Origin of the sequence: Actinosynnema sp. NPDC023794, assembly GCF_040639675.1 — a bacterium.
GTDB classification, from domain to species: domain Bacteria; phylum Actinomycetota; class Actinomycetes; order Mycobacteriales; family Pseudonocardiaceae; genus Actinosynnema; species Actinosynnema luteola.
This window is the reverse complement of record NZ_JBFAFR010000007.1, coordinates 247613-271011: the sequence shown is the minus strand read 5'-3', so window position 1 is coordinate 271011 and position 23399 is coordinate 247613. Positions and strand designations below refer to the sequence as shown.

Annotated in this window: 18 protein-coding genes; 6 read left to right on the top strand and 12 right to left on the bottom strand. The window is 73.5% G+C overall.

Features of this window, described 5'->3' with window-relative positions:
- The first annotated feature begins 175 nt into the window (after positions 1–175).
- Both AB0H12_RS18615 and AB0H12_RS18610 read left to right on the top strand, forming a co-directional pair.
- Positions 176–322 (top strand): hypothetical protein, encoded by a 147-nt coding sequence (locus AB0H12_RS18615; RefSeq protein WP_499624062.1) that lies wholly within the window; start codon positions 176–178, stop codon positions 320–322.
- A gap of 125 nt (positions 323–447) precedes the next feature.
- Positions 448–2073: an aKG-HExxH-type peptide beta-hydroxylase gene (locus AB0H12_RS18610; protein ID WP_499624061.1), complete on the top strand. Its 1626-nt coding sequence runs from the start codon at positions 448–450 to the stop codon at positions 2071–2073.
- On the opposite strand, the gene fxsT (AB0H12_RS18605) is transcribed toward AB0H12_RS18610, so the two are convergent.
- The 7 genes from fxsT (AB0H12_RS18605) to gabT form a co-directional block, all read right to left on the bottom strand.
- Positions 2028–3686: an FxSxx-COOH system tetratricopeptide repeat protein gene (fxsT, locus tag AB0H12_RS18605; protein WP_499624059.1), complete on the bottom strand. Its 1659-nt coding sequence runs from the start codon at positions 3684–3686 to the stop codon at positions 2028–2030. The two genes, AB0H12_RS18610 and fxsT (AB0H12_RS18605), sit on opposite strands and share 46 nt — an antisense overlap.
- A gap of 202 nt (positions 3687–3888) precedes the next feature.
- The gene (fxsT, locus tag AB0H12_RS18600) at positions 3889–8223 is read right to left on the bottom strand and encodes an FxSxx-COOH system tetratricopeptide repeat protein (RefSeq protein WP_499624058.1); all 4335 of its coding nucleotides are present in this window, start codon (positions 8221–8223) and stop codon (positions 3889–3891) included.
- A complete protein-coding gene (locus tag AB0H12_RS18595; protein ID WP_499624057.1) occupies positions 8220–9230 on the bottom strand; it encodes an AAA family ATPase in 1011 nt (336 codons plus the stop codon). Before AB0H12_RS18595 ends, fxsT (AB0H12_RS18600) begins: the two co-directional genes overlap by 4 nt.
- Entirely contained in the window at positions 9227–10729 is a 1503-nt protein-coding gene (locus AB0H12_RS18590) for a VMAP-C domain-containing protein (RefSeq protein ID WP_499624056.1), read from the bottom strand. The genes AB0H12_RS18595 and AB0H12_RS18590 overlap by 4 nt, the downstream gene beginning before the upstream one ends.
- An 88-nt stretch (positions 10730–10817) precedes the next feature.
- Positions 10818–11534 (bottom strand): effector-associated domain 2-containing protein, encoded by a 717-nt coding sequence (locus AB0H12_RS18585; protein WP_499624055.1) that lies wholly within the window; start codon positions 11532–11534, stop codon positions 10818–10820.
- 3 nt (positions 11535–11537) lie between these two features.
- A complete protein-coding gene (locus tag AB0H12_RS18580; RefSeq protein ID WP_499624054.1) occupies positions 11538–12968 on the bottom strand; it encodes an aldehyde dehydrogenase family protein in 1431 nt (476 codons plus the stop codon).
- Entirely contained in the window at positions 12965–14224 is a 1260-nt protein-coding gene (gene gabT, locus AB0H12_RS18575; RefSeq protein ID WP_499624053.1) for a 4-aminobutyrate--2-oxoglutarate transaminase, read from the bottom strand. Before gabT ends, AB0H12_RS18580 begins: the two co-directional genes overlap by 4 nt.
- 81 nt (positions 14225–14305) lie before the next feature.
- On the opposite strand from gabT, the gene AB0H12_RS18570 reads away from it, so the two are divergent.
- The 3 genes from AB0H12_RS18570 to AB0H12_RS18560 all read left to right on the top strand — a co-directional run bounded on the left by AB0H12_RS18570 (position 14306) and on the right by AB0H12_RS18560 (position 16633).
- Positions 14306–15574, top strand: a complete 1269-nt coding sequence (locus AB0H12_RS18570; protein ID WP_499624052.1) for a PucR family transcriptional regulator — start codon at positions 14306–14308, stop codon at positions 15572–15574.
- Positions 15575–15629: 55 nt separating this feature from the next.
- Positions 15630–16088, top strand: a complete 459-nt coding sequence (locus tag AB0H12_RS18565; protein WP_499624051.1) for a hypothetical protein — start codon at positions 15630–15632, stop codon at positions 16086–16088.
- 65 nt (positions 16089–16153) lie between these two features.
- Complete coding sequence (locus tag AB0H12_RS18560) at positions 16154–16633, top strand: hypothetical protein (protein WP_499624050.1); 480 nt, start codon at positions 16154–16156, stop codon at positions 16631–16633.
- 61 nt (positions 16634–16694) lie between these two features.
- On the opposite strand, the gene AB0H12_RS18555 is transcribed toward AB0H12_RS18560, so the two are convergent.
- Positions 16695–16862 carry a hypothetical protein gene (locus tag AB0H12_RS18555; RefSeq protein ID WP_499624049.1) on the bottom strand — a complete coding sequence of 56 codons (168 nt, stop codon included), beginning with the start codon at positions 16860–16862 and terminating at the stop codon, positions 16695–16697.
- A gap of 196 nt (positions 16863–17058) precedes the next feature.
- Between AB0H12_RS18555 and AB0H12_RS18550 the strand changes: the two genes are divergently transcribed.
- Positions 17059–18390, top strand: a complete 1332-nt coding sequence (locus tag AB0H12_RS18550) for a serine/threonine-protein kinase (protein ID WP_499624048.1) — start codon at positions 17059–17061, stop codon at positions 18388–18390.
- Positions 18391–18482: 92 nt separating this feature from the next.
- Here the strand turns inward: AB0H12_RS18550 and AB0H12_RS18545 are convergent, their stop codons facing one another.
- From AB0H12_RS18545 to AB0H12_RS18530, 4 genes are read right to left on the bottom strand one after another with little or no spacing between them, the layout of a single operon-like run.
- Positions 18483–19439 carry an LLM class F420-dependent oxidoreductase gene (locus AB0H12_RS18545; protein WP_499624047.1) on the bottom strand — a complete coding sequence of 319 codons (957 nt, stop codon included), beginning with the start codon at positions 19437–19439 and terminating at the stop codon, positions 18483–18485.
- An 8-nt stretch (positions 19440–19447) separates the two neighbouring features.
- Positions 19448–20095, bottom strand: coding sequence for an HAD family hydrolase (locus tag AB0H12_RS18540; RefSeq protein WP_499624046.1), 648 nt, complete (start codon positions 20093–20095; stop codon positions 19448–19450).
- Positions 20096–20104: 9 nt separating this feature from the next.
- Entirely contained in the window at positions 20105–22561 is a 2457-nt protein-coding gene (locus tag AB0H12_RS18535) for an NACHT domain-containing protein (RefSeq protein ID WP_499624045.1), read from the bottom strand.
- A gap of 16 nt (positions 22562–22577) precedes the next feature.
- The gene (locus AB0H12_RS18530) at positions 22578–23318 is read right to left on the bottom strand and encodes an alpha/beta fold hydrolase (RefSeq protein ID WP_499624044.1); all 741 of its coding nucleotides are present in this window, start codon (positions 23316–23318) and stop codon (positions 22578–22580) included.
- Positions 23319–23399 lie beyond the last annotated feature (81 nt).

Sequence of the window (23399 nt, the reverse complement as noted above, 5' to 3'; positions counted from 1 at the left end):
AGTGGTCCGACCCGATCGCACCGGGGCCGTTCGTCGTAGACCCGATGGCCGTCGGACGGATTATCCGTTCGGCCACTCCCGGACATGTGCATGTTCGTGCATGATGGAATCGGGCGGTATCGGGGAGGCGGCCGGTATGACCGTGGGAACACCAGAAGAACTGTCCTCGGACTTGTTGGATCTCACTTCGACGTCGTTGTCCGAGATGAGAACGCTGCACGACACCCTGCTCGACCGGGCCGTTCGCCGCACGCTCGACCGGTTCCGGTTGGGCGACTTCGGCGATTCGGTGCAGGAGCAGACGGGACGGCGGGACGCGTGAACCCGGTCGGGCTGAGCACACACCGCTTGCCCCGATTCGTGTTCGACGAGATCTGCTCGGGACCGGTCTCCGCGGCTGGAATGGCAATTTTGCGGAGAACTCAGTACAGCGTCCGCAAACTGCGCTTGCGCGCTTTTCTCCAGGCCGCTTCGCCGATCGCGAACCGGCTCGGCCCGTTCGCGGACCTCGACGGGTCGTGGACCCTGCTGTCCGAAGTGGAACGGGTCGCGCCGGACGTGGTGGAGGACGTGCTGATGCACCACTCGGTCGGCGTCTGGCTGAGCCGCGCCCTGCGCCAGGTGCTGGGCACGGCGGCCGACGCGACGCCGCTGTCGTCGGAAGTCGGCTGGTTCCACGCCGTCGCCGTCGCCGCGGCCGTCCGGAGTGGACAGCCGTGCGCGGTCACCGTGCCGGTGGTGCACGGGGCCGTGACGCTGCCGACGGTCGGCGCGTACCGCTTGGGCGGGCGCTTCCCGGTCGGCCAGGCACGGGTGGTCAACTCGGCGTCCGGCACGGTGGTGGAGGTGCCGGGACCGGTGCGGTGGCAACCCGTGCGACGGCACCGCAGCTCGGCCCGCGGCCACACCGTCGAGGTGGTGGTGGACGACCTCGGCCCGTACCGCGAGTTCGGCGGGCCCGTGCCACCGGACCCGCTCGGCGACACCGAGCGCGACGAGTGGCTGAAGTACCTGGACGAGGCGTGGGACCTGCTGACGGCACGGCACCCCGACGCGGCGGCGGAGCTGTCCGCCGGGTTGTCGACCGTCGTGCCGCTGGACGCGCGGCGGGACGTGTTCGCGGCGTCCTCGTCGGCGGCGTTCGGCGCGATCGCCATGTCGCCCAAGCGGTCCGCGACCGAGTTCGGCGAAGCGCTCGTGCACGAGTTGCAGCACTCCAAGGTCAACGCGCTGCTCGACCTGGTCGACCTGCACACCTCCGACGGCACGCCAGGGCACTACGCGCCCTGGCGGGACGACCCGCGGCCACTCGACGGGCTGCTGCACGGCATCTACGCGTTCGTCAGCGTGGTGGAGTTCTGGCACGCCCAGCGCGGCCTGGCGCCCGCGGCGCCGGCCCGGCGCGCCGAGTTCACCCTCGCCTACCGGGCCCGGCAGGTCGAGCGCGCCGTCGACGGCCTGCGCGGTGCGGTCGAGCTGACCGACCTGGGGCGCGATTTCGTCGCGGCGGTGGCCGTGCGGCTCGCGGCGTGCGGGCCGGTGGACTCCTCACCCGAGGTCGCCGCGACCGTCGAGGAGATCACCGCCGAGCACGCGACCACCTGGCGGCTGCGGCACGTCCGCCCGGACCCCGGTGCGGTCGGGGACGCGGTCGCGGCCTGGCTCGACGGCCGACCACCCGGCCGCGGCGGTCCCGGCTCGGTCGTGCCGGCCGCCGGCTCGGGCGAGTCGCTGCTCACGGCGCTGCTCAAGCTGCGCGTGCTCAACCCGCGCGAGTTCGACCGGGTGCCGCACCGGGACGGGCCGGACTTCGCCTACCTGCGCGGCGCGCGCGAGGCAGCCGCCGAGGGCTATGCCGCGAGGCTGCTCGCCACGCCGCACGCCGTCGCCGCGTGGGCGGGCCTGGGCCTCGCGCTCGACTCGGACGTGATGCGGCGGGAGCCCGAGCTGGTGCGGGCGGTGCACCGCGGCGTGGCCGTGCGGACCGGCGCCGCGCCGTCGCCGGTGGAGCTGGTGACCTGGTTCGACTACGCGGGTGGCCGACCTACCCAGATCCACGCGTCCTCATGGTAGTCCTTCCCGTGCACCGAGACCCGGGTGAACTCCTCGTCGAAGGGATCGACGATCGAGAAGAGCCGATCGGACACGAGCACGACCAGGTCGACGTCCTCGTGCTCCGCCATCGCCGCACGCAGCACCTCGCTGTCGATCAACCTGCCGAGCTCACTGGCCGGCTGCCCGTCGAATCCCAGTTCGGACGGCGCGATGGGCCCCGCGGTCACGGCCATCCGGATCCTGAGCCGATCGGTGTACCGCCGGCCGTCCGCGACGAGCTGCTCGCGGACGGCCCTGAGCAGCGGCAACAAGACCAGCGACACGTCCACCCCCGCCGGTAAGAAGATCATTTTCCCATCGCCGGTGCCTTGCCCGTCGACAGCCGCCCCACCCACGCCGAGGTGGTCGACCACGGCATCGGCCAGGTCGGTCACCCGGCGCTGCGCCAGCCTCCGCAGGTCCGACGGCCGCCGCGTGTAGCCCTCCACGTCGACGAGGACGCCGAGCCTGACCGCCTTGGCGCCTGGCCGAGGCTGCCGGCCGGGTGTGACCGCCAGGTCGCTGTCGACCTCGCCGGCGCTGCCCGTCAGCACGACCGCCGCGTGCCGCATCCGATCCTTCTCCTCGGGGCCGAGCCGGTTCTTCAGGACGGTCTGGACGAGCCGCTGCAACTGCAGGGTGTGGGTGGGGTAGTCGATCTTGGCGAGGCTGTAGCGGCTGATCTCGCCGATCGCCAGGCTGAGCTTGATCGGGTCGTTCAGCACCCCGGCCAGCGGTTCCCCGACCGGTGGGGCGCACCCGTTGTCGAACAGCTGGAGGGAGATCGGCCCGGGACCGAAGAACGCGCACAGTTCGAGCAGACGCAGCGCCGCCGGGTGGTCCTGCCGCAGGCGGTTGAGAGCGACGTTCAACGCCGTGGCCACCGGGAGCTGGTGCTCGCTGGAGGTGCCCGCGTCGAGCAGCTCGGTGCGGTTCTCGCCGAGCAGGTGCAGGTAACGCGGTACCCGCATGCCGGTCTGCGCGATCAACGCGCCGGCCTGCTCGACGGCCAGCGGCAGGTCACCGAGCGCCTCGGCGAGGGAGTCGGCCTCCGCCGCGTCGAGGGCGGCAGCGCGACCGCGGAGCAGCTCGATGCTCTCGGCGCGGGTGAACAGGTCGACCGCGACGGGTCGGGCGTAGCCGCCCCATTCGGAGTTGCGCGACGTGACGACGATGTGGCCGTTGCCGGCGGGGAAGTACTGGCGCACGTCCTGCGGGCGGTCGGCGTTGTCGAACACCAGGATCCAGCGCCGGTGGGGTGCGCCGCGCCGCAGCGCGTCCAGCACGGCGGGGACCGCGGCCTCGGCCGAACCCGGGGTGGGGACGCCGATCTTCTCGGCCAGCTCGACGAAGCTCGACTTGATCTGCGCCGGCTGCTCCGCCGGGATCCACCACACGACCTCGTACTCGGAGGCGTGCCGGTGGACGTACTCGACCACGGTCTGCGACTTGCCCACGCCGCCCATGCCGTGCAGCACGGCGGTCGGTCCGGCGTCGCCCAGGCACAGCCGCAGCTGTTCGAGCAGGTCGTGCCGGCCGACGAAGTTCAGGTGGCGCAACGGCACGTGACCCCAGATCGCTGGAACGTCCACTCGCGTCCTCCTCGCACGGCGGCTTGTCGCGGGGGTGGGGGAACATACCGGGCGTCGGAAGACGGCGCCCGCCCGTTCGGTGCCAGGCCGAAATCGCGGAACGCCCCGTCATGGGCGCCCGCTCGTCCGGCCGGCGGTGCTGCTCGCCGGTGGAGCTGGTGACCTGGTTCGACCGGTCCGCCGGCTCCACCGGCTCAAGAGGTCAGAACTGCATGGTGTCGGTGTCGCAGTTCGCGCGGACGTACTGGGTGGCCGAGATGGTGCCGGGGTGCTCGTCACCGAGGACCTTGCGGTAAGCGGTCACCGTGCGCGAGTGCAGCACCGCCGCCGCGTTCTCGTCGCCGAGCTCGCCCAGGTCGATGGCCAGGTTCAACGCGACGGCCAGGGTCGACGGGTGCTCCGGCCCGAGCACCCTGGTGGACCGGTCGAGGGTGTCCTCGTCCAGCGCCCTGGCCTCCGCGTGATTGCCCGCGGCGGCCAGGTCGCTGGCCAGGTTCGTGGTCGCGACCAGGGTGAACGGGTGGTCGGCGTCGAAGACCTCGGTCAACGTCGCGCGCAGCTCCCGGTCCAGCGCGAGCGCGGCGTCGACCTGGTCCAGCGCCCGGTGCGTCACCGCCAAGCCGATCCCGGTCACGAGGGTGTACGGGTGGTTGCGGCCCACGATCCGCTGGAACGTCTCGTGACTGCGCCGCCCCAGCTCCAACGACCGGTCCAGCTCGCCCAGGTGGCGCAGGTCCAGCGCCAGGTTCATCCGCGCCGTGGTGGTGTCGATGTGCTCGTCACCGTGCCGCCTGCGGTAGCGCTTGATGACGTCCTCGATCACCTCGCGGGCGCGCACGTGCTCGCCCGCCTTGCGCAGCGCGACCGCCAGGTTCCGCGACGCGCCGATCACCTGCGGGTGGTCCTCGCCGAACAACTCCCGTTGCAGCGCCAGCGACTCGTCCTGCTGCCGCGCGGCCTCCGCGTAGCGACCCAGCTCCCGCAGGTCCATGCACACGCTGTTGTAGGAGGAGAAGGTGAGCGGGTGGTCGGTGCCCAGGACCGCGTTGCGCCTGCGGAGCACGTCCTGGTCGATCTCCAGCGCCCGGCCGTAGTCGCCCGTCAACCGGAACGAGCTGGCCAGGTTGTTGGCGTAGCCCAGGGTCTGCGGGTCGTCCTCGCCCAGGATCTCGACGGCGCGGTCGTACACCCGTTGCCTGGTCATCAGCTCCTTGCCGAACACGCCTTGCGCGCGCTCGTCGAGGGCGAGGGTGTCGAGCATGTTCAGCATGCCCTCGTGGTCGTCGCCGACCACTTCCCGGAACAGCCCGTAGGTCCGCTGGTTCAGCACGCGGGCTTCTTCGATCCGGCCCAGCCTGCGCAACGAGATGCCGTACCGGCGGGTGATCTCCAGCGTGTCGAACTCCTTCTCGCCCAACGACGCCCGCCACGACTCCGACGCCTGGCCGGCCAGGTCGCGCGCGCCGCCGAAGTCACCGGCGTTGAGCAGGTACCTGACCAGGTTCATCACCAGCACCCGCACCCACCGGTCCTGGCAGTCGACCACCTTCGACACCAACGCGTGCGGCAGCAGTTCGGCGTAGCGCGGCCAGTTGGTCGAGGCGTCCGGGTCGCCGGGGTCGCCGTTGACCAGCAGCACGTGCACCGCGTGCCGCATGCGCGCCTGCTCGTCGTTGTCCAACCGGTTCTTCAGCACGGTCTGGACGAGGCGGTGCAGCTGCAGGGCGTTGTTGCGGTGGTCGATCTTGGCCAGGCTGTAGCGGCTGATCTCGCGGATCGCCCGGCTGAGCTTGATCGGGTCGCCGAGCGCCTCGCGCAACGCGTCCGGCACGGGCATGTCGCGCACGCCGCGGAACAGCTTCTGGGAGATGGGCTCCGGGCCGAAGAACGCGCACACCTGCAACAGCTGAAGGGCCGCGCGGTGGTCGTTCTTCAGGCGGTTGAGCGGGACGTTCCACGCCGCCGCGACCGGGAGCTGGTCCTCGCTGGACGTGCCCGCTTCCAGCAGCTCGGTGCGGTTCTGCTCGAGCAGCTGGAGGTACTCCGAGACCTGCATGCCCGTCTGCGCGCGCCACGCGGCTGCCTGCTCCACGGCCAGCGGCAGGTCGCCGAGGGCCTCGGCCAGCGCGTCGGCCTCGGCGTCGTCGAGGTCGCCCGCGCGGCGGTGCAGCAGCTCGATGCTCTCGGCGCGGGTGAACAGGTCGACCGCGACCGGCCGGGCGAAGCCGCCCCACTCGGAGTTGCGGGACGTGACGACGATGTGGCCGTTGCCCGCGGGGAAGTACTGGCGCACGTCCTGCGGCCGGTCGGCGTTGTCGAACACCAGGATCCACCGGCGGAACGGCTCGCCGAGGCGCAGCGCCTCCAGCACGGCGGGCACCGCGGTGTCGGCCGAACCCGAGGCGGCGACGCCGATCTTCTTGGCCAGCTCGACGAAGCTCGACTTGATCTGCGCCGGCTGCTCCGCCGAGATCCACCACACGACCTCGTACTCGGGGGCGTGCCGGTGGATGTACTCGACCACGGTCTGCGACTTGCCGACACCGCCCATGCCGTGCAGCGCCTCGGGCAGCACGGCGGTGGGTCCCGCCTCGCTCAGGCGCAGGCGCAGCTGCTCCAGGAGGTCGTCGCGGCCGACGAAGTCCGGGTTGCGCAACGGCACGTGACCCCACACCTGCGGCTGTGTGGAACCGGGCAGCCGCTCGCCGGTGAACAGGGGGCTACCGGGAGCGTTCACGTCTTCTCCTTCGCGCGGCAGCGACCCGACCACTGGCGCCGGTGGTCGGGTGTCGGTGTTCGTCACAGAGTTGATCTCCTGGTCGGTTGTGCCGTCCGGGACCCCGCCAGGGTCGACGCGGGTCCGGTCGCCGAGGCCGAGCACGCGTCGAATGCGTTGCGACCTTCGAGCGTAAGGTCCGGAAAGGGCGCGGAACACCGCTTCCTGGACCTTCAGGTAGGGCACGTTCTCCGGTGACGGCTCCGGTTCCGCGGTGCGGTCCGGCTCGTCGAGCGCCAGCCTGAAGTTGCGCAACGCCTCGTTGTCGGCGCCGGCGTAGTCGTCGAGCACGCGGGCGACCCGGGCGGTGTCCGAGCGCCGCGACGTGGCCAGCAGCTCCTCCCGGACACCGGCGTCGAAGTCGTAGGCGACCGCGTCGTTCGCGCCGTTGGCGCCGGGCAGCCGCGTCATCAGGCCGCCGAGCATCACCTCGGCCAACGCCGAGAGGTCCGAGCCGGGCAGCAGCACGCGCTGCACCAGGCCCATCAACCGCGGGCTCAACGGCGTGGCGGCCAGCAGCCCCGCGAGCTGGAACCCGTCGACCGACGCGTAGGTGCGGAACCTCAGCACCCGTTCGACCGCGCTCAGCGGCTCCTCGTCGGCGGGCTCCGCCGGCGGCGCGGTCTGCGGCGCGACCACCGCGCCGGTCGTCTCCACCCACTCCGAGCCCGGCGCGGTGAGCAGCCTGGCCCAGCCGGCCATCCACTCGGCCGACAGTCCGAGCACGGGCACCGCCGTGCCGCCGCCCTCGGGCTCGCCCTCGACGCGCAGCCTGCGGTTCGGCACGCCGGGCGCGGGCGCGGACAGCCGCATCCGCCTGGTCGGCAGGCCGCCCCACGACCACAGCCGCTGCGCCAGGGTCTGCACCACCGCGACCGGCATCGAACGGCCCCACGCGTGCAGCACGTGCCCGATCGCCCCGCTGTGCCAGGCGCGGCCGATGGTGTCGGTCAGCACCAGCACGATGCGGTTGCCCGCCGGCTCGACCAGGTAGCGCCACTCGTGCCGCGCGCCGCCCTCGGACCGCAGCGTCACGTCCCGCGCCGCCGTGCGGGAGCTGTCCAGCTCGTAGGTCCGCACGTCCCGGAACGCGCCTTGGCGCTCCAGCAGCACCCGGAACTCGCGCACGGTCTGCCGCCACAGCTCGGCCGCCACGGTCGTGTCGACCACCAGCGCCACCTCGAACCGCCGCCACGGCGCGGCCCGCCACTCCGGCAGCCACAGCCGGTCCCGGGCGGCGCGCACCGCGGTCGCCTCCTCGTCGAGCACCTTCGACCAGGGCGACGGCTGCCGGCGCGCCAACGGCCGCAACGCCCGGCTGATCCCGCGCCGCTCCGGCAAGGCCGGCACGGTCGGCCACGCCGACACCGCGCTCACCGCGCCGCCCACCGCGAGCACCGGGTCGACCCGGGCCAGCGTCGTCGCCGTCTGCGTCCACCGCTCGATGCCGGCGGGGTCGAGCTCCGAACCCGGATCGTGCTCCGGCGGCGAGACGTCCCGCGGCGGCTCGTCCCGCGGCGGCTCGTCCGGCGGCGGGGGAGGCAGCGGCGGTTCGTCGTCCCGCGGGCGGTCGGCGTCGGGGGTCGGTTCCGCGGTCGGCTCGGCCGCGGGTGGGCGCAGCGCGCCGGCGAGCCACAGCGAATCCCGGACCTCGCGCAAGGTCAGGTCCGCCGTGCGCAGCACCTCCACCCGGCTGTCGGTCGCGTCGAGGTGCTGCAGCAGCACCTCACCGGCCGGCGGCTCGGCCCGCGGTCCGGTCATCCGGCCTCCGCGGACAACGGGTGCCAGATCGCCTTGAGCAGCTCGGTCCACTCCTCGTCCGGCTGGTAGGACCCGGACGTCGCCAGGTGCACGGCGTTGAGCAGCTGGTCGGCCGACACCGTGCCGACGTCGGAGCGGTGCGCCAGGAAGTCCGCGATGAGCCGGGCCACGTCCACGCCGTGGGCGTCGCCGAAGTGCACCGCGACCATCTCGCCCAGCTGCTCCTTGCCCGGCTGCCGCACGTGCAGCCGCAGGCAGCGGCGCAGGAACGCGGGCGGGAACTCGCGCTCGCCGTTGCTGGTGATGATCACGATCGGGAACTCGCGGCAGCGCACGACGCCCTGGCGCACGGTCGCGGTGTGCCCCCGGTCCTGGGTCAGCACCTCGACCTCGGCCTGGTGCTTGGCGTACCGGACCAGCTCCGGGATCTCGTACTCGCCTTCCTCGAAGACGTTGAGCAGGTCGTTGGGCAGGTCGATGTCGCCCTTGTCCAGCTCGTCGATCAGCAGCACGCGCGGCAGGTCGTAGGGCAGCAGGGCGGTGCCCAGCGGACCGAGGTGGACGTAGTCGCCGATGCCGGAGTCCGGGTCGTTCGCGCCCACCGCCTGGACCCGCGCGATCGCGTCGTACAGGTACAGGCCGTCCTTGAGCGTGGCGCGGCTGGTGATCGGCCAGCGCAGCACCGGACCCAGGCCCAGCTCACGCGCCACCAGGTAGGCCAACGACGACTTGCCGGTGCCCGGCGCGCCGGTGACCAGCAGCGGACGGCGCAGCCGGATCGCCGCGTTCACCATCGCGACCTCGTTCGGGTGCGGTGTCCGCCGCACCGAGCGCACGCCGCCCACCCGGCGGTCGCCCTCGCCGCCGTCGTCGGTCGGGCGGGACGTGGCGCCGTGACCGGTGAACGTCCGCCACGGCGGTGGCGGCGGCAGGTCCGCGAGCGGTGTCGCCGCGACGTCCCCCGTGCCGTGGTAGACGGCGCCGACGTGGACTTGGCCGTCGTTCATCCGACCGCAACCCCTTCCCGGGGCGGACCCGGTTGGCTGGGCACGACGATCCGCTCCGGGTCGTCGTAGAGGATCGTGAGCGCCCCGCCGACGTGGTGCCGCTCCTTGAACGCCGTGTTCCGCGCCAGGCGGACCCGTTCGAGCACGTGCAGCTCGTCCTGGCCGTGCAGCACGGACTCGACCACGTCGCCGAACTCCGGTGTGCCGCAGTCGTGCCGGTGCCACACCACCAGCGGAACGCCCGCCTTGACCCCGACCGCGACCTCGTCACGCCCGGCGGTCTCCGGCGACGGCGGCGCGCTCAGCACCAGCGACACCAGCCCGCGCTCGGTGTTGAACCGCGTCACCAGCTCCCGCAGGCCCTGTTCCGTGCCGCTCAACGCGCGGCACGTCGAGGTGTGCGCGAGACCGGCGGCCCGACCCAGCTGACCGGTCAGCTCGGCCCACCGCTGCCGCCACTCCCGGTGGTACTTCCGCGTGGCCATCCGCTCGAGGCTGCGGATCACCACGGGGTACCGGCAGCCCATCGGCACGACCACGTCGTCGTCCTCGCTGTTCTCCCACGGCCACTGGTCGACGTCGAGGTTGAGGTTCTCGTAGTCGAGCACGAACTCGATGCGGATGTCCGGGCTGTACTGCGCCCAGTCGTCCTCGACCCTCTCGATCAGCGCGGCGACCTGCTTCTTGACCTCGTCCAGCGTGCCGACCGAGTCCGCGCCGTGCAGCGGCGACCACGGCGCGGGCCGGCCGAGCTGCCGCCAGTGCGACAGCCGGAACATCCCGCCGCTCGGCCCTTCGCGGCGCAGCTGCAGCACGAGGTAGGCGGGGGAGCCGGGTGGCGGGGTCAGCGGCTGCGCCGTCTCCGGCCGCAGCCCGTCGCGGACGGCGGTCAGCTCCGCGAGCAGGTTCATCGACACCGCCTGCGCCTCGTTCCACCGGTGCAGCTCGATCGCCAGCTCGGTGCGCACGCGCGCCGCGAGGTGCTCGACGAACACCAGCGGGCGCGGCACGCCGTCCGCGCCCGCGTTCAGCGTCTCGAGCACCCGGAACACCTCGGCGTAGGTGGTCGGCCCGTACAGCGGCGGTGCGGTCGGACCGGCCACGACGCGGTAGATGTCCGCGATGTCGGGCACGACGACGCCAGCCAGCAATGTGAACAGCCTTGCTCGTTCGTGGGTCGGGAAGAGGTCCAACGGCGTCAGTTCGGCGACGACGCGGCGCAATTCAACCATCGCGTGCGAGTCGTGCTCGAAGCGGCTTACGATACGAACAAGTGCCGATAGGCGTTCCGGACTCTGCTGGCAGATCTCGGCGAGGTTGAACAGGTGCCCGATCGCGGTCTGGTGCTCCGTGACCATCAGGGGTTCCCGCAATTCTGCGGACATCATGCGGATGACCAGGACGCGGCCGGCGCGATCGGCCAGGCTCGGGACGCGCGCCAGCACGTCGACCAGTGGCATGAGCAGCCCTCTGCCGCCGTCGTCGTCCGCATGGACCATCGGTGGTCCCCCATTCGAGCGGTCTGCGCCCAGTGGTCCAACCCCTTCCGGCATCGCCCTATTCCGGGTAACACGTTACGGATTGTCGCTACCGGTCGAGGTTCGATTCACTGCGCAATAGGGTGTCAATCCGGGCCATTGGTGTGGAACCCTCACCTTCCACCAAGTGCAAGGCGTGGCGGAGGGCATTCAAGCCGTCCTCGTGCTCCAGGCACGTCAGCAGCAGGCCGCTCACGTGCAGCGCGCCGTTCGGGTGGTGCGGCACGGCGGCGGTGATCGCGGGCGGCAGCAGGTCGAGGACCAGTCGGCGCGACTCCTCCCGCTGCATGGACGGCAGCGCCATCAGCGCGTGGAAGAGGGCTTCGGCGTCCGGCACGCGGGCGTCGAGCAGCCAGACCGGTTCGGGCACGCCGGGCACTCGCACGATCCGGTGGCGATCGGTGTCGGTGATCGGTCGGGCCCGGGCGTAGCCGTCCGTGAGCGCGACCGTGACGGGACGGGTGGTGGCCGCGTGCGCGGACCGGAGGGCCTCCGAGCCGAGCACGGCGAGCGCCGTGGAGACCTCGCCGTGAGCCATGACCAACCGTAGGCGGAGCGGGGTCGCGGCCGAGTCGTTGTGCCGGTGGACGGCTTCGGTGAGCCGTACCGCGAAGCGGGCCGACGGCGGTCGGGTGAGGAGGACGTCGTCGTGGCCCGGCGCGGCGCGGGCGGGTCCGTCGAGGACGCCCACGAGCAGCCGCCGGCCTCGGTCGAGGTCGGCGGCGGCGTCGGTGGCGATCGCGATGGCGGCGTGGTCGGGCGGCAAGCTCTACAACTCCAGTCCGGTGAGCACGAGGACCCGCTGCTCGGTGAGGTCCTCCATGGCCGCGCGCACCCCCTCGCGGCCCGTGCCCGACTCCTTGATACCGCCGTACGGCATCTGGTCGGCGCGGAAGCTCGGGACGTCGCCCACGATCACCCCGCCGACGGCCAGCCGCCTGGCGGCGCGGAACGCCAGCCGGACGTCGTGCGTGAACAGGCCCGCCTGCAACCCGAACCGGGACGCGTTCACCCGGTCGAAGGCCTCGTCGACCGACGGCACGGAGTCCAGCACCACCACCGGTCCGAACACCTCCTCGTCCACCACCTTGCACGCCGGCGGCACGTCGGCCAGCACGGTCGGCTCGTAGGTCGCGCCCGCCCGCCGCCCGCCGGTCAGCACCCGCGCGCCCGCCGCGACGGCCTCGTCCACCCACGCCTCGACCCGCCGCGCGGCGGCCTCGTCGATCAGCGGGCCGACGTCGGTGGCCGGGTCGGTCGGGTCGCCCGTGCCGAGCTTGCGCACGTGCGACACCACGGCTTCGGCCAACGCCGGGTACACGTCCTCGTGCGCGTACACGCGTTGCACCGAGATGCACGACTGGCCGCCCTGGTACATCGAGAACGTGGCGATCCGCTGCGCCGCCCGGTCGAGGTCAGTCCAATCCGGACAGACGACGGCCGCCGCGTTGCCGCCCAGCTCGAGCACGACGTGCTTGCGCGGCGCCCGGTCCAGGACGGAGTAGCCGACCGGGCCGGAACCGGTGAACGACACCACCGGCAGCCGGGGGTCCTCGGCCAGCGCGCCCGCCACCTCGTTGGGCACCGGCAGCACCGACCACGAGCCGGCGGGCAGGTCGGTCTCCGCCAGCAGCCCGCCCAGCAGCAGCGCCACGAGCGGCGTCGTCGGCGCGGGCTTGACCACGATCGGCGCGCCGACCGCCAACGCCGGCGCGACCTTGTGCGCCACCAGGTTCAGCGGGAAGTTGAACGGCGCGATGCCCAGCACGGGACCGCGCGGCGCCCGCCGCACGAGCGCCAGCCTGCCGTCCGCCGCCGGGTCGGTGTCCAGCCGCTGCAGCTCGCCGGAGAAGCGGCGCGCCTCCTCGGCGGCCCAGCGGAACGTCGACACCGCGCGGGTGACCTCGATCCGCGACCACTTCACCGGCTTGCCCGACTCGGCCGTGATCAGCGCGGCCACCTCGTCCGCGCGCTCGGCGAGCCGGCGTGACACGTGGTCCAGCGCCGCCGCCCTGGCGTGCGCGGGGAGGGCGGCGAACTCGTCGGCCACGGCGTGCGCCGAGGCGACGGCCCGCTCCACGTCCTCGGCGGTCGCGTTGGACGTCACGCCGGCCAGGGCGCCGTCGTGCGGCGTGCGGATCTCGACCAGGTCCTCGCTCGTCGCGGGCCGTCCCGCGACCCAGTACGGCGTCGTCGTCACTGAAGGGCTCCTCCCAGCACGTCCAGGCCCTCGGCCAGCAGCTCGTCAGGGATGACGAGCGGTGGCAGCAGGCGGATCACGTTCCCACGGGCACCGCAGGTCAGCACGATCACCCCGGCCGCGTGGCAGGTGGCCGCGGCCCGGGCCGCCTCCTCGGCGGAGGTCAGTTCCACGGCCAGCATCGCGCCGCGGCCACGGGCCTGCACGACCGCGTCCGACGTGAGGGCGCGCAGGCGGGGCAGCGCGATCGCCTCGATGCGCCGGGCGGCGGCGTCGAGGGCCAGCTCGCGCATGGTGTCGATCGCGGCGACGGCGGCGGCGCAGGCGATCGGGTTGCCGCCGTACGTGCCGCCGAGCCCGCCCGCGTGCACGGCGTCCATCACGTCGGCGCGCCCGGTGACGGCGGCCAGCGGCAGTCCGCCCGCGATGCCCTTCGCGGTGGCCACCAGGTCGGGGACCACGCCCTCGTGGTCGCACGCGAACCAGTCGCCCGTGCGGCAGAACCCCGTCTGGACCTCGTCGGCGACCAGCAGCACGCCGTGCGACCGGCACCAGTCGGCGAGGGCGGGGAGGAAACCCGGCGCGGGCACGACGAAGCCGCCCTCGCCCTGGATCGGCTCGACCACGACGCACGCGATCCCGTCCGGCCGGTCGATCGCGGCGACGGCGCGGCGCGCGGCTTCCGCGCCGGTCAGGCCGTCGTGCAGGGGGTAGGAGCCGGGGATCCGGTGCACCTCGGGGGTGAACGGGCCGAAGCCGTGCTTGTAGGGCAGCTCGTTGGCGGTCATCGCCATCGTGAGGTTCGTGCGGCCGTGGTAGGCGTGGTCGAGCACCACGACGCCCGGCCGCCCGGTGGCGCGCCGGGCGATCTTGACCGCGTTCTCCACCGCCTCCGCGCCGGAGTTGAGCAGCACCGAGCGCTTGTCGTGCCCGCCGGGCGTCAGCTCGGCCAGCCGCTCGCACACGTCCAGGTAACCCTCGTACGGCGTGACCGTGAAGCACGTGTGGCTGAACCGGTCGACCTGCTCGTGCACGGCCCGCGCGACGCGCGGAGCGGGGTTGCCGACGCCGGTCACCGCGATGCCGGAGCCGAGGTCGATCAGCCGGTTGCCGTCGACGTCGACCACCAGGCCCGGCTCGGCGTGGTCGACGAACACCGGGAGCACCGAGCCGACGCCCGCCGCGACCGCGCCCTTGCGCCGCGCGGCCAGCTCGCGTGACCGGGGTCCGGGTATCTCGGTGCGCAGTCGGGCCATGGCTCCAGCATCGACCGGTCCGGCGTCCGACGACAGTGTCCGGAGTGGTGGACGGGGGGTCGCCGGCTGTACACAGTGTCCATGTCGTTGACGGTCGGGGCGTTGGCCCGCGAGGTCGGGCTGACCGTGCACGTGGACGCGGGGCTGGACCGGGTCGTGGCGTGGGTGCACAGCACCGAGCTGGTCGATCCGACGCCGTTCCTGGAGGGCGGTGAGCTGCTGCTGACCACGGGCATCGCGCTCGGGCCGCACGACGGGTACGTGCGGCGGCTGGTGGCGGCCGGCGCGGTGGGGCTCGGGTTCGGCACCGGGCTGAGCCACGACCACGTGCCGGCGGACCTGGTCCGGGCCGCTCGGGACGCCGGGCTGGCGCTGCTGGAGGTGCCGCGGGCCACGCCGTTCATCGCGATCACCAAGGCGGTGTCGCGGGCCGTCGCGGCGGACGAGTACGCGGCGCTGGCGCGCACCGGCGCGGCGCAGCGGGCGCTGACCCGTGCCGCGGTCGCCGACGGGCCGACGGGCGTCGTGCGGCGGTTGGCCCGGCTCATCGACGGCGCGGCGGCGTTGCTCGACCCGCACGGCGCGCCGGTGCACGTCGTCGGCTCGCTGCCGGACCTCGCCGGGCACGTGCGGCGGCTCGCGGCGGCGGGCGGACCGGCGGGCGCGGCGTGGCAGTCGGGCGGGCGGCACGTCGCCATGCAGGTGCTGGGCCGGCGCGGCTACCTCGCCGTGGCCGCAGGCGCGCCGCTGGACGCGGGCGTGGTCAACACAGCCGCGTCGCTGCTGACCGTGGCCCTGGCCCGGTCGGACGAGGTCGACGCGGTGCGGCGGGAGCTGCGGGAAGCGCGGTTCCGGCTGGTGCTGGCGGGCGTGCCGGTGGACGGGGTGCCGGACGGGCCGTTCCGGGTGTTCGTGCTGCGTGAGCGGGCCGAGCCGGCGGGGTTCTGGGCGGAGGTGGACGGTCGGGTCGTGGTGCTGGCCCACGAGGTGGACGTGCCCGCCGCCGCGTCCAGCCCGGTGGACGTGGACGGCGTCGCGCGCGGCTACCGGGAGGCGTTGCGCGCGTTGGAGGCGGGCGTGGACGCGTTCGAGGAGGTCGCCGGCTCCGGCATGCTCGCGCCGGACGCGGCGGAGTTCGCCGCCGCCCTGCTCGCGCCGCTGGACGACGTGCTGCGCGAGACGGTGCGGGTGTGGCTCGCGTGCCACGGCCTAGCCGACCCGGCCGCCGCCCGGCTGGGCGTGCACCGGCACACCGTGCGCAACCGGCTCAAGCGGGTGGAGGCGCTGCTCGGCCGTTCGCTGGAATCCGCAGGCGTGCGCGCCGAACTGTGGCTCGCCCTGCACGCCTGACCGTACGCTGGGCGGACACCGCCACCGTCCACTCCTTGTCCACGAGGGGGATCCTTTGGCGCGCTTCCGATTACTCGCCCACGCGGCGGCGGTGGTCACCGTCACCGCGGCCTTGCTCACCGCCGTGTTCGTCAACCCCGCCGGCGCTTGCGTCTGCATGCCGGCCAACGAGGCCCTGCGCTACCAGCAGGCCACCTACGTGTTCTCCGGCGTGGTGGTCCACGAAAAGGCCGAGGAGCACTTCTACCGGTACACGGTCGAGGTCGACACCGAGTACAAGGGTGACGTCCCGCACCGGGTCTACGTGCTGTCGCCGCGGAACCACTCCTGCGGGATCCGGCTCACCGTCGACGCCGCGTACGTCGTGTTCGCGAAGGGCGACGTGTCCGACCGCCGGGTGGAGACCGAGTACTGCAGCGGCACCCGGACGGCCGCGGCCGGGCCGCCCACGACCACCTCGCCGTGGTCCGGCACCTCGCCGCCCACGACGACCTGCACGACGGCCGCGCCGTGACCACCCGCCGGAGATCGCGCCGCTGGGCGCTCTCCTTCGACCACCAGGGGGAAACCTTGCCACGCTTGAGACTGCTGGCCCACGCGGCCGGTGTCGTCACCGCCACCGCCGCCCTGCTCGCCGCCGTGTTCACCAGCCCGGCCAGCGCGTGCAGCTGCCTGCCCAGCACCGAGGGGCAGCGCTTCCACCAGGCGACCTACGTCTTCGACGCGGTCGTGCTGAGCAAGACGCTGGAGGCCGGCGACCCGTCCGTGACCTACGACGACAAGTACCGCTACACCGTCGACGTCGGCCGGGTCTACAAGGCCGACGTGCCGTCCCAGGTCGACATCGTCACGCCCGCCAGCGGTGCGATGTGCGGCATCAGCCTCTACCAGGGCACCGAGTACGTCGTGTTCGCGCACGGCGACGTGTCCGACGGCCAGGTGGAGTCGCACTACTGCAGCGGCACCCGGCCCGCCTCGGCCGGTCCGCCGGTGACCACACTGCCCACTACCACCACCACGACCTCGTCGACCGCGACCTGCACGACAGCCACGCCGTAACGGGTGAGGGATTTCGCTCGACCGTGCGCCGGAGGTCACTCAACCGGGTGGTCTTCGGCGCTCAGTCGGCTGGCTCGGTGCCGTCCACGGGTCCGTGCTCGTACTCTTCGTCGGGGTCGTTCCCGTCTTGCGCGGGCCTGACCTCGTCCACCTCGCCGAGGGCGTCCACCTTCGCGGCGGGGTCGTCGATGAACTCGTCGATCGTGGGTTCGCGCTCGCGTTCGGTCATGTCGCGGAGGTACCCGCGGGTCGGTGCGCCGACACGACGGTGGCCGGCTTCGGCATCCCGAAGAAATCGGTGGTTTGTGGCGGCGGTGTTACGGGTAGGTGGACGCGGAAGGGCAAACGGGGTGGCTGACCGTGCCGGGGACAGGTAGCTTCCGGCGTCCGGGCCGACATCGTCGACACAGCGGAGGTTCAACCGGATGTGGGACGGTGACCTGACCGGAGAGGTGGTCGACGGCAGATACGCCCTCGGCAGCCTGTACGGGTCGGGCGGCATGGCCGAGGTGTACCGGGCGGTGGACACCCGTCTCGACCGGCAGGTCGCGATCAAGTTCTTCCTGGGCCAGGCCTCCGGCGAGGACCGGATCCGGCTCGACCGCGAGGCGCAGGTGCTCGGCGCCATGCAGTTCCCCGGCCTGGTCGAGGTGTACGGCACCGGCAGCTTCCGCGGCCGGCCGTTCTTCGTGATGCAGCCGGTCGACGGCGGCACGCTGCGCCGGCGCATGCGCGGCGCGATGTCGCCCGAGGTGGTGGCCGCGATCGGGTCGCAGATCGCCGGCGTGCTGGCCCACGTGCACGCCAACGACGTGGTGCACCGGGACGTGAAGCCGTCCAACATCCTGCTCGACGCGACCGGGCGGCGGGCGTACCTGGCCGACTTCGGGTTGGCGTTGCAGGCCCAGGTCACCCGCGTCACCAGGTCGGGGGTCCTGGTCGGCACGGCCGGCTACCTCGCGCCCGAGCAGGTGCGCGGGGGCGACGTGCTGCCGGCCGCCGACGTCTACGCGCTCGGCCTGGTGCTGCTGGAGTGCCTGACCGGGCGGCCCGAGTACCCGGGCGGCGACACGGAGGCGGCGCTGTCGCGGCTCCACCGGGAGCCGCGCATCCCGGCCAACCTGCCCGACCCGTGGGTCGACGTGCTGACCGCGATGACCGCGTCCGACCCTGCCAAGCGGCCGTCGGCGGCGGAGTGCGAGCGGCTGCTCGCGGCGGCGCAGCGGGCGAGCGCCGGCCTGTCGCCGCTGGTCGAGGTGGCGGTGGTGCACCGGCCCGAGGTGGTCGAACCCGAGCCGAAGTCCGACAACCGGCCACTGCTGCTGGGCGCCGCCGCGGCGGCCGTGGTGCTGACCGCGGTCGGCTTCCTGGCGATGAGCGACCCGTTCGACCCCGGGTCCGGCGAGCGCGTCGGCAGACCGGCGACGAGCACCGCGGCCGAGCCGATCGCCGAACAGGCGCCGCAGACCGGTGCGGCGGTGCCGGGCAACCCCTCCACGGTGACCGTGCTGGAGGGCGTGCCGGCGCCGGAGCTGCCGGCCGGGAACACGGGGAACACCGGGGACCACGCCGCGGGCGACGGCAGCACGGTGGTGGCAACGACCCCCGGCGCCACGACGACCACCACCAAGGCCGAACGGGAGACGCCCGTCGTGCCGTCGAACGCGCCGGCCGTGATCGTGCCGAACCCCGGACCTCCCACGGTGGTGACCGGGCCGCCGTCGAGGGACCGCGGCAGCTCGTCCGGCCGGGGCTGACCTGACCCGGCGGCCCGCTCGGTGGAGGTTGCCGGCGGGAGCTGTCGGTGGGTGTGCGGCCAGTGGCCGCGCTGTCGGTGAGCGCTGTCGGGTCAGCGGAGGGCCGGTAGGAGCTCGCCCTTGGCGAAGTCCAGGAACTCCGGCTGGTGGTCGCCGCCGATCTGGACCAGCGCCAGGTCGGTGAAGCCCGCCTCGCGGAACTTCGCCACCGCCTCCACGACCGGGCCGACGTCCGGGCCGCACGGGATCTGCTCAGCCACGTCCTCCGGCCGCACGAACTGCGTCGCGCCGGCGAAACCGGACGTGCCGGGCAGCTCGGAGTTGACCTTCCAGCCGCCCGCGAACCACCGGAACTGCTCGTGGGCGCGCTGGACCGCCGCGTCGCGGTCGGGGTCCCAGCAGATCGGCAGCTGGCCGATCTTGCGCGAGCGCTTGCCCTGGAAGACGTCCCACTCCCGGCTCAGCGACGCGTCCGGCTCGGTCGCCACCATCGCGTCCGCCAGCGGCGCGAACGTGCGCACCGACTGCCCGCCGGACACCGCCACCGCGATCGGCACGCGCTGCTCGGGCAGGTCCCACAGCTTCGCCGAGTCGACCCGGAAGTGCTGGCCCGAGTAGTTGACGTACCCGCCCTCGAACAGCTGGGAGATGATCTCCACGGCCTCGCGCAGCAACTCGTGCCGCACGTTCACCGGCGGCCAGCCGCGGCCGACGACGTGCTCGTTCAGGTTCTCGCCCGCGCCGATGCCGAGCGTGAACCGGTTGCCCGACAGCAGCTGCACGGTCGCCGCCTTCTGCGCCACCACCGCCGGGTGGTAGCGCATGGTCGGGCAGGTCACGTACGTCATCAGCTCGACCCGCTCGGTGGCCTGCGTGACCGCGCCGAGCACGCTCCACGCGTACGGCGCGTGCCCCTGCTCGTCCAGCCAGGGCGAGTAGTGGTCGCTCATCACCTCGAAGTCGAACCCCGCCTGCTCGGCGAGCCCCGCGTGCTCGACCAGCTCCCGTGGCCCGGCCTGCTCGGTCATCAGCGTGTAGCCGATCCGCACGATTCCTCCTACGCCATCGGCAGGTCGGTGAGGTCCGCCCGCAACTCGTCGAGTTCCTCGTAGACTGCCGACGCGCCGGCGTCGCGCAACTCGGCTTCGCCGAAACCACCCGTGCGAAGGCACACCGCGGGCAGCCCGGCCCGTGCGGCGGCCTCGCAGTCCCACACCGAGTCGCCGATGACCACGGCCCGGCCGCCGCGGTCCACCCGCCGCAACGCCGCCTCGATCAGGTCCGGCGCGGGCTTGCTGTCGGCGACGTCGTCCGACGAGGTCGAGGTGATGCCGGGCGTGTCGATCAGCTTCAGGTAGTGGTCGACGTGGTGGCGCTTGCCGGAGCTGGCCAGCACCACCGCGAAGTCCTGCTCCAGCGCCGAGGAGATGAGGCGGTGCGCGCCCTCCAGCGGCCTGACCTCGGCCAGCATCGGCTCGAACGCCACCTCCCACGCCTTGCGCAGGTCGTCGCCGTGCTCCCGTTCCACGTGCTCGCCCGCGACGGCGGCGACGAGCTTGTCACCGCCCATCCCGATGGCCCGGTGCAGGCGCCAGGTCGGCACGGTGATGTCGAAGCGGCGGAACGCGCGGAACCAGGCCACCGCGTGGTGGTAGTTGGTGTCCACCAGCGTGCCGTCCACGTCGAGGACGAGCGTGTTGGTCATGGGGCCTGGTTAGCCCGGCCGCGCGACCCGCAAACCGGCCGACCTCGCGAACCGCGCCAGCGCCCGTTCCAGGTCCGGGTGCCCGCGGGCGGTGTCGCCGAGCGGCCACACCACGAGCCACCCGTCGTCGCCGGCCGGCCGGATCCCGGCCCTCGTGCGCAGGCGCAGGCCGTACGTCCGGTCGTCGATGAGCCGGATCTCCAACCGGTCCACCTGGCGGGCGGTGAACTCGCGCGAGTAGCCGTGCCACGACACGACGAGCCGGGTCGGCTCCACCCGCAGCCGGTTGGGCCGCCACGGCACGCCGCGCACGTGCCAGTGCAGCGCCGCGAGGCTCGCGACGAGGACGGCCCACGGCACCCAGGCGGGGACGATCAGCCGGATCATGTTGCCGAGCGCCGCGAACACCGCGAACGCCACCGCACCGCCGATCGACAGCGCCGCACGGGACCCGGTGACCGTGTTCGCCTGCCGGAACAGCACCTCGCTGCCGCGGACCGGCACCGTGGTGAGGCCGTGGCCGGGCGTGGGCGACACCGTGGCCAGCCGGTCGCGCAGCCGGACGTGCCGGAACTGGTAGACGCCGCCGACCCGGCGCAGCACGCCCGCCCGGTGCGCCTCGCGCAGGAACGCCAGGGCAGCCCACGGCAGCCGCCCGGTCAGCGCCAGGCCCGCCCTGGTCACCACCCACCGGCCGGACGCGCTGACCAGCAGCGCGACCGCACCGCACCCCGCCCACGAGCCGATCATGAACACCGCGCCGAGCAGCAGTTGCACCACGACGGGTTCGCCCTGGTGCAGCGTCGGCAGGTACATGAGCGAGCCGACCTGCGGCGCGACGAACAGCAGCACCGCGAGCACCGCCCTGCGGTCGCCGCGCAGCAGCGCGTCGGGGTCGACCGCGCGGTCCGCGTCGACCGGTGACATCAGCACGGACCTGCCGAACCCGAGCAGCAGGGCCGCGGGCAGCAGGAACCACCCGAAGTGGTCGCCGATCGCCGCCAGCGGCCCGCCGATCAACGCCGTGCCGCCCACCCAGCCGCCCACCGCGAGCACGGCCCGGCGCGGTCGGTGCCGGGCTTCCTGGACCAGCGCGCGGATCCGCCTGCGCCACGCCGTCCGGCCCGGCCTGCCGGTCGGCGCCCGGCCGTCGGACGTCACCCCGCCCGAGGTGAACTCCACGAGCAGCCAGACGACCACGCCCACCGGGAAGCCGAGCGCGGTCGCGAACCAGCCGAGCTGGTCGAGGCGGGCGAAGTTGAGGTCCGCGACCACCAGGGCCGCCAGCACCACCCCGGTGACCAGCGAGGCCAGCACGAGGAACGCGACCCGGGCCGGCCGCGCCCGGCTCAGCCGCCACCAGGCGATGTCCTGCTCGCGGCGTGCCGTCAGGTGGTCGGCCAGGAACCGCAGGTACCGGGTGGCCTGCTCGACGTCCCACCGGCCGCGGTCCTCGTCGTCGAACGCGGCGGGGATCAGCCCGTCCAGCAGGTGCTCCTCGATCGCCGCCCGGTCGGGCAGGCGGACCAGCTCGCCGGGGTCGGTGGCGGGCGCGCGGTAGACGCGGCGCGCGAGCCACACCATCAGCGGCGTGGACAGCGCGGTGGCCAGGTCGCCCTTCGGATGGCCCTCGACCTCGTCCAGCACCGGGCGCCAGGCGGGTGATCGGCCCGGCGTGACGGCGGTGCGCAGGTGCGCGACCACGGCGGACGGGGTGAGCGGCGCGGCGCGCAGCACAGCCGCCGACCGCAGCACCTCGCCGTCGGCCACGGCCGCCGCGTACTCGGCGGCGCGGGACGTGACGACCACCTCGCCGAACCCCTTGTGCAACGCCGCCAGCGCCCCGCCGCGCACCGGCGCGGGCAGCTCGTCCAGCCCGTCCAGCACCGGCAGCACCCGCCGGTCGCGCACCAGCCGTTCGACCGCGGCCCGGCCGTGCGTGACGTGCAGGCCGGGGTACTCCTCGGTGATCCGGCGCAGCAGCCACTCGGCGGGCCGCTCGCGGACCGGGTCCCAGGACGCGACCGACAGCAGCACCGGCACCGTCTGCCGCTCGCGCAGGTCGACCAGCAGTTGCTGCACCATCAGCATCGCGAACGTGGTCTTGCCCGAGCCAGGCTCCCCGAGCACCACCAACCTGCCGCGTGGCAGCGCGCGGAACGCCTCCGCCAGCCGCGCCAGGTCGTCGCCCTCGGGCGCCGCGCCGCCGATGTTCGCCTGGTGGTCGGCGTGCTCGCGGCCCGCCCGCCACAGCACCGGCAGCGGCGCGGGGTCGAACACGTCGCGGGCGGCGGACTCGTCGCGCCACTGCGCCAGCACGAGCGCGGCCAGCTCCGCCGCGGCGAGGTCGACCGGCTCGGCCCCGGGCGGCAGGTGGACGTGCACGTCGCCGTGCACGTCCCGGGCCTGGAGCACGAACGTCGCCGTGCCGTCGAAGCTGTTGTGGACGGGCGATTCGCGGCGCACGGGCGAGCGGTGGCGCTCAGCCGCGGGCGGGGAGGGAGTCCAGGAACTCCTCGATCAGCCGAGCCCACTCGGCGGGCGCCTCCACCGCGGGCGAGTGGCCGCTGTCCAGCTCGGCCCACCGCGCGCCGGGGATCAAGTCGGCCAGGGCGCGCGTGGCGCCGGGGGCGATCAGCCGGTCGTGCTTGGCCCCGATCACGAGCGTCGGCACGGTCAGCGTCGGCAGCTCGTCACGCAGGTCGATCCGCTGCACCAGGTCGACGTGATCGGGGGTGCCGGGCGGGACGGTGAGCGCGATCAGCTCCAGGAAACCCGCGGTCTGCTCGGCGGTCAGCCGCCGGCGGAACGGCTCGCCCAACGCGACGGACACCATGAAGCGGGCCAGCTCGGCGCGGTCGGCGTCCAGCAGCCGGCGCCACTGCCGCACCCGTTCGCTCGTCTCGTCGTCGAGGTGGGCGAACCCGGTGGTGAGCACCAGGGCGGTCACGCGTTCGGGGTGCCGCCGCGCCGCGCGCACGGCGACCGCGCAGCCCATCGAGTAGCCGACGACCGCGAACCGCTCCTCGCTTTCGGCGGCGGCCACCAGCCGGTCGGCGAGGTCGTCCAGGTCGAGGGGCCCGGTCGCGCGCGGGGTGGTCCCGGAGCCGGGGAAGTCCACCGCGTGCACCTTGCGCTTGCGCGACAGCCGCGGGATGAGCGGGCTGAAGTGGGCGCGGACCGTGCCACCGGCCCCGTGGGCGAGCAGAAGTGCGGGAGTCACGGGGCCGATTCTGCCGGGCGGCGCGCCTGCGGCGGCACGAATTGCGCGCGAAGGGCGATTCGTGACCAGCGTGGATCCGGA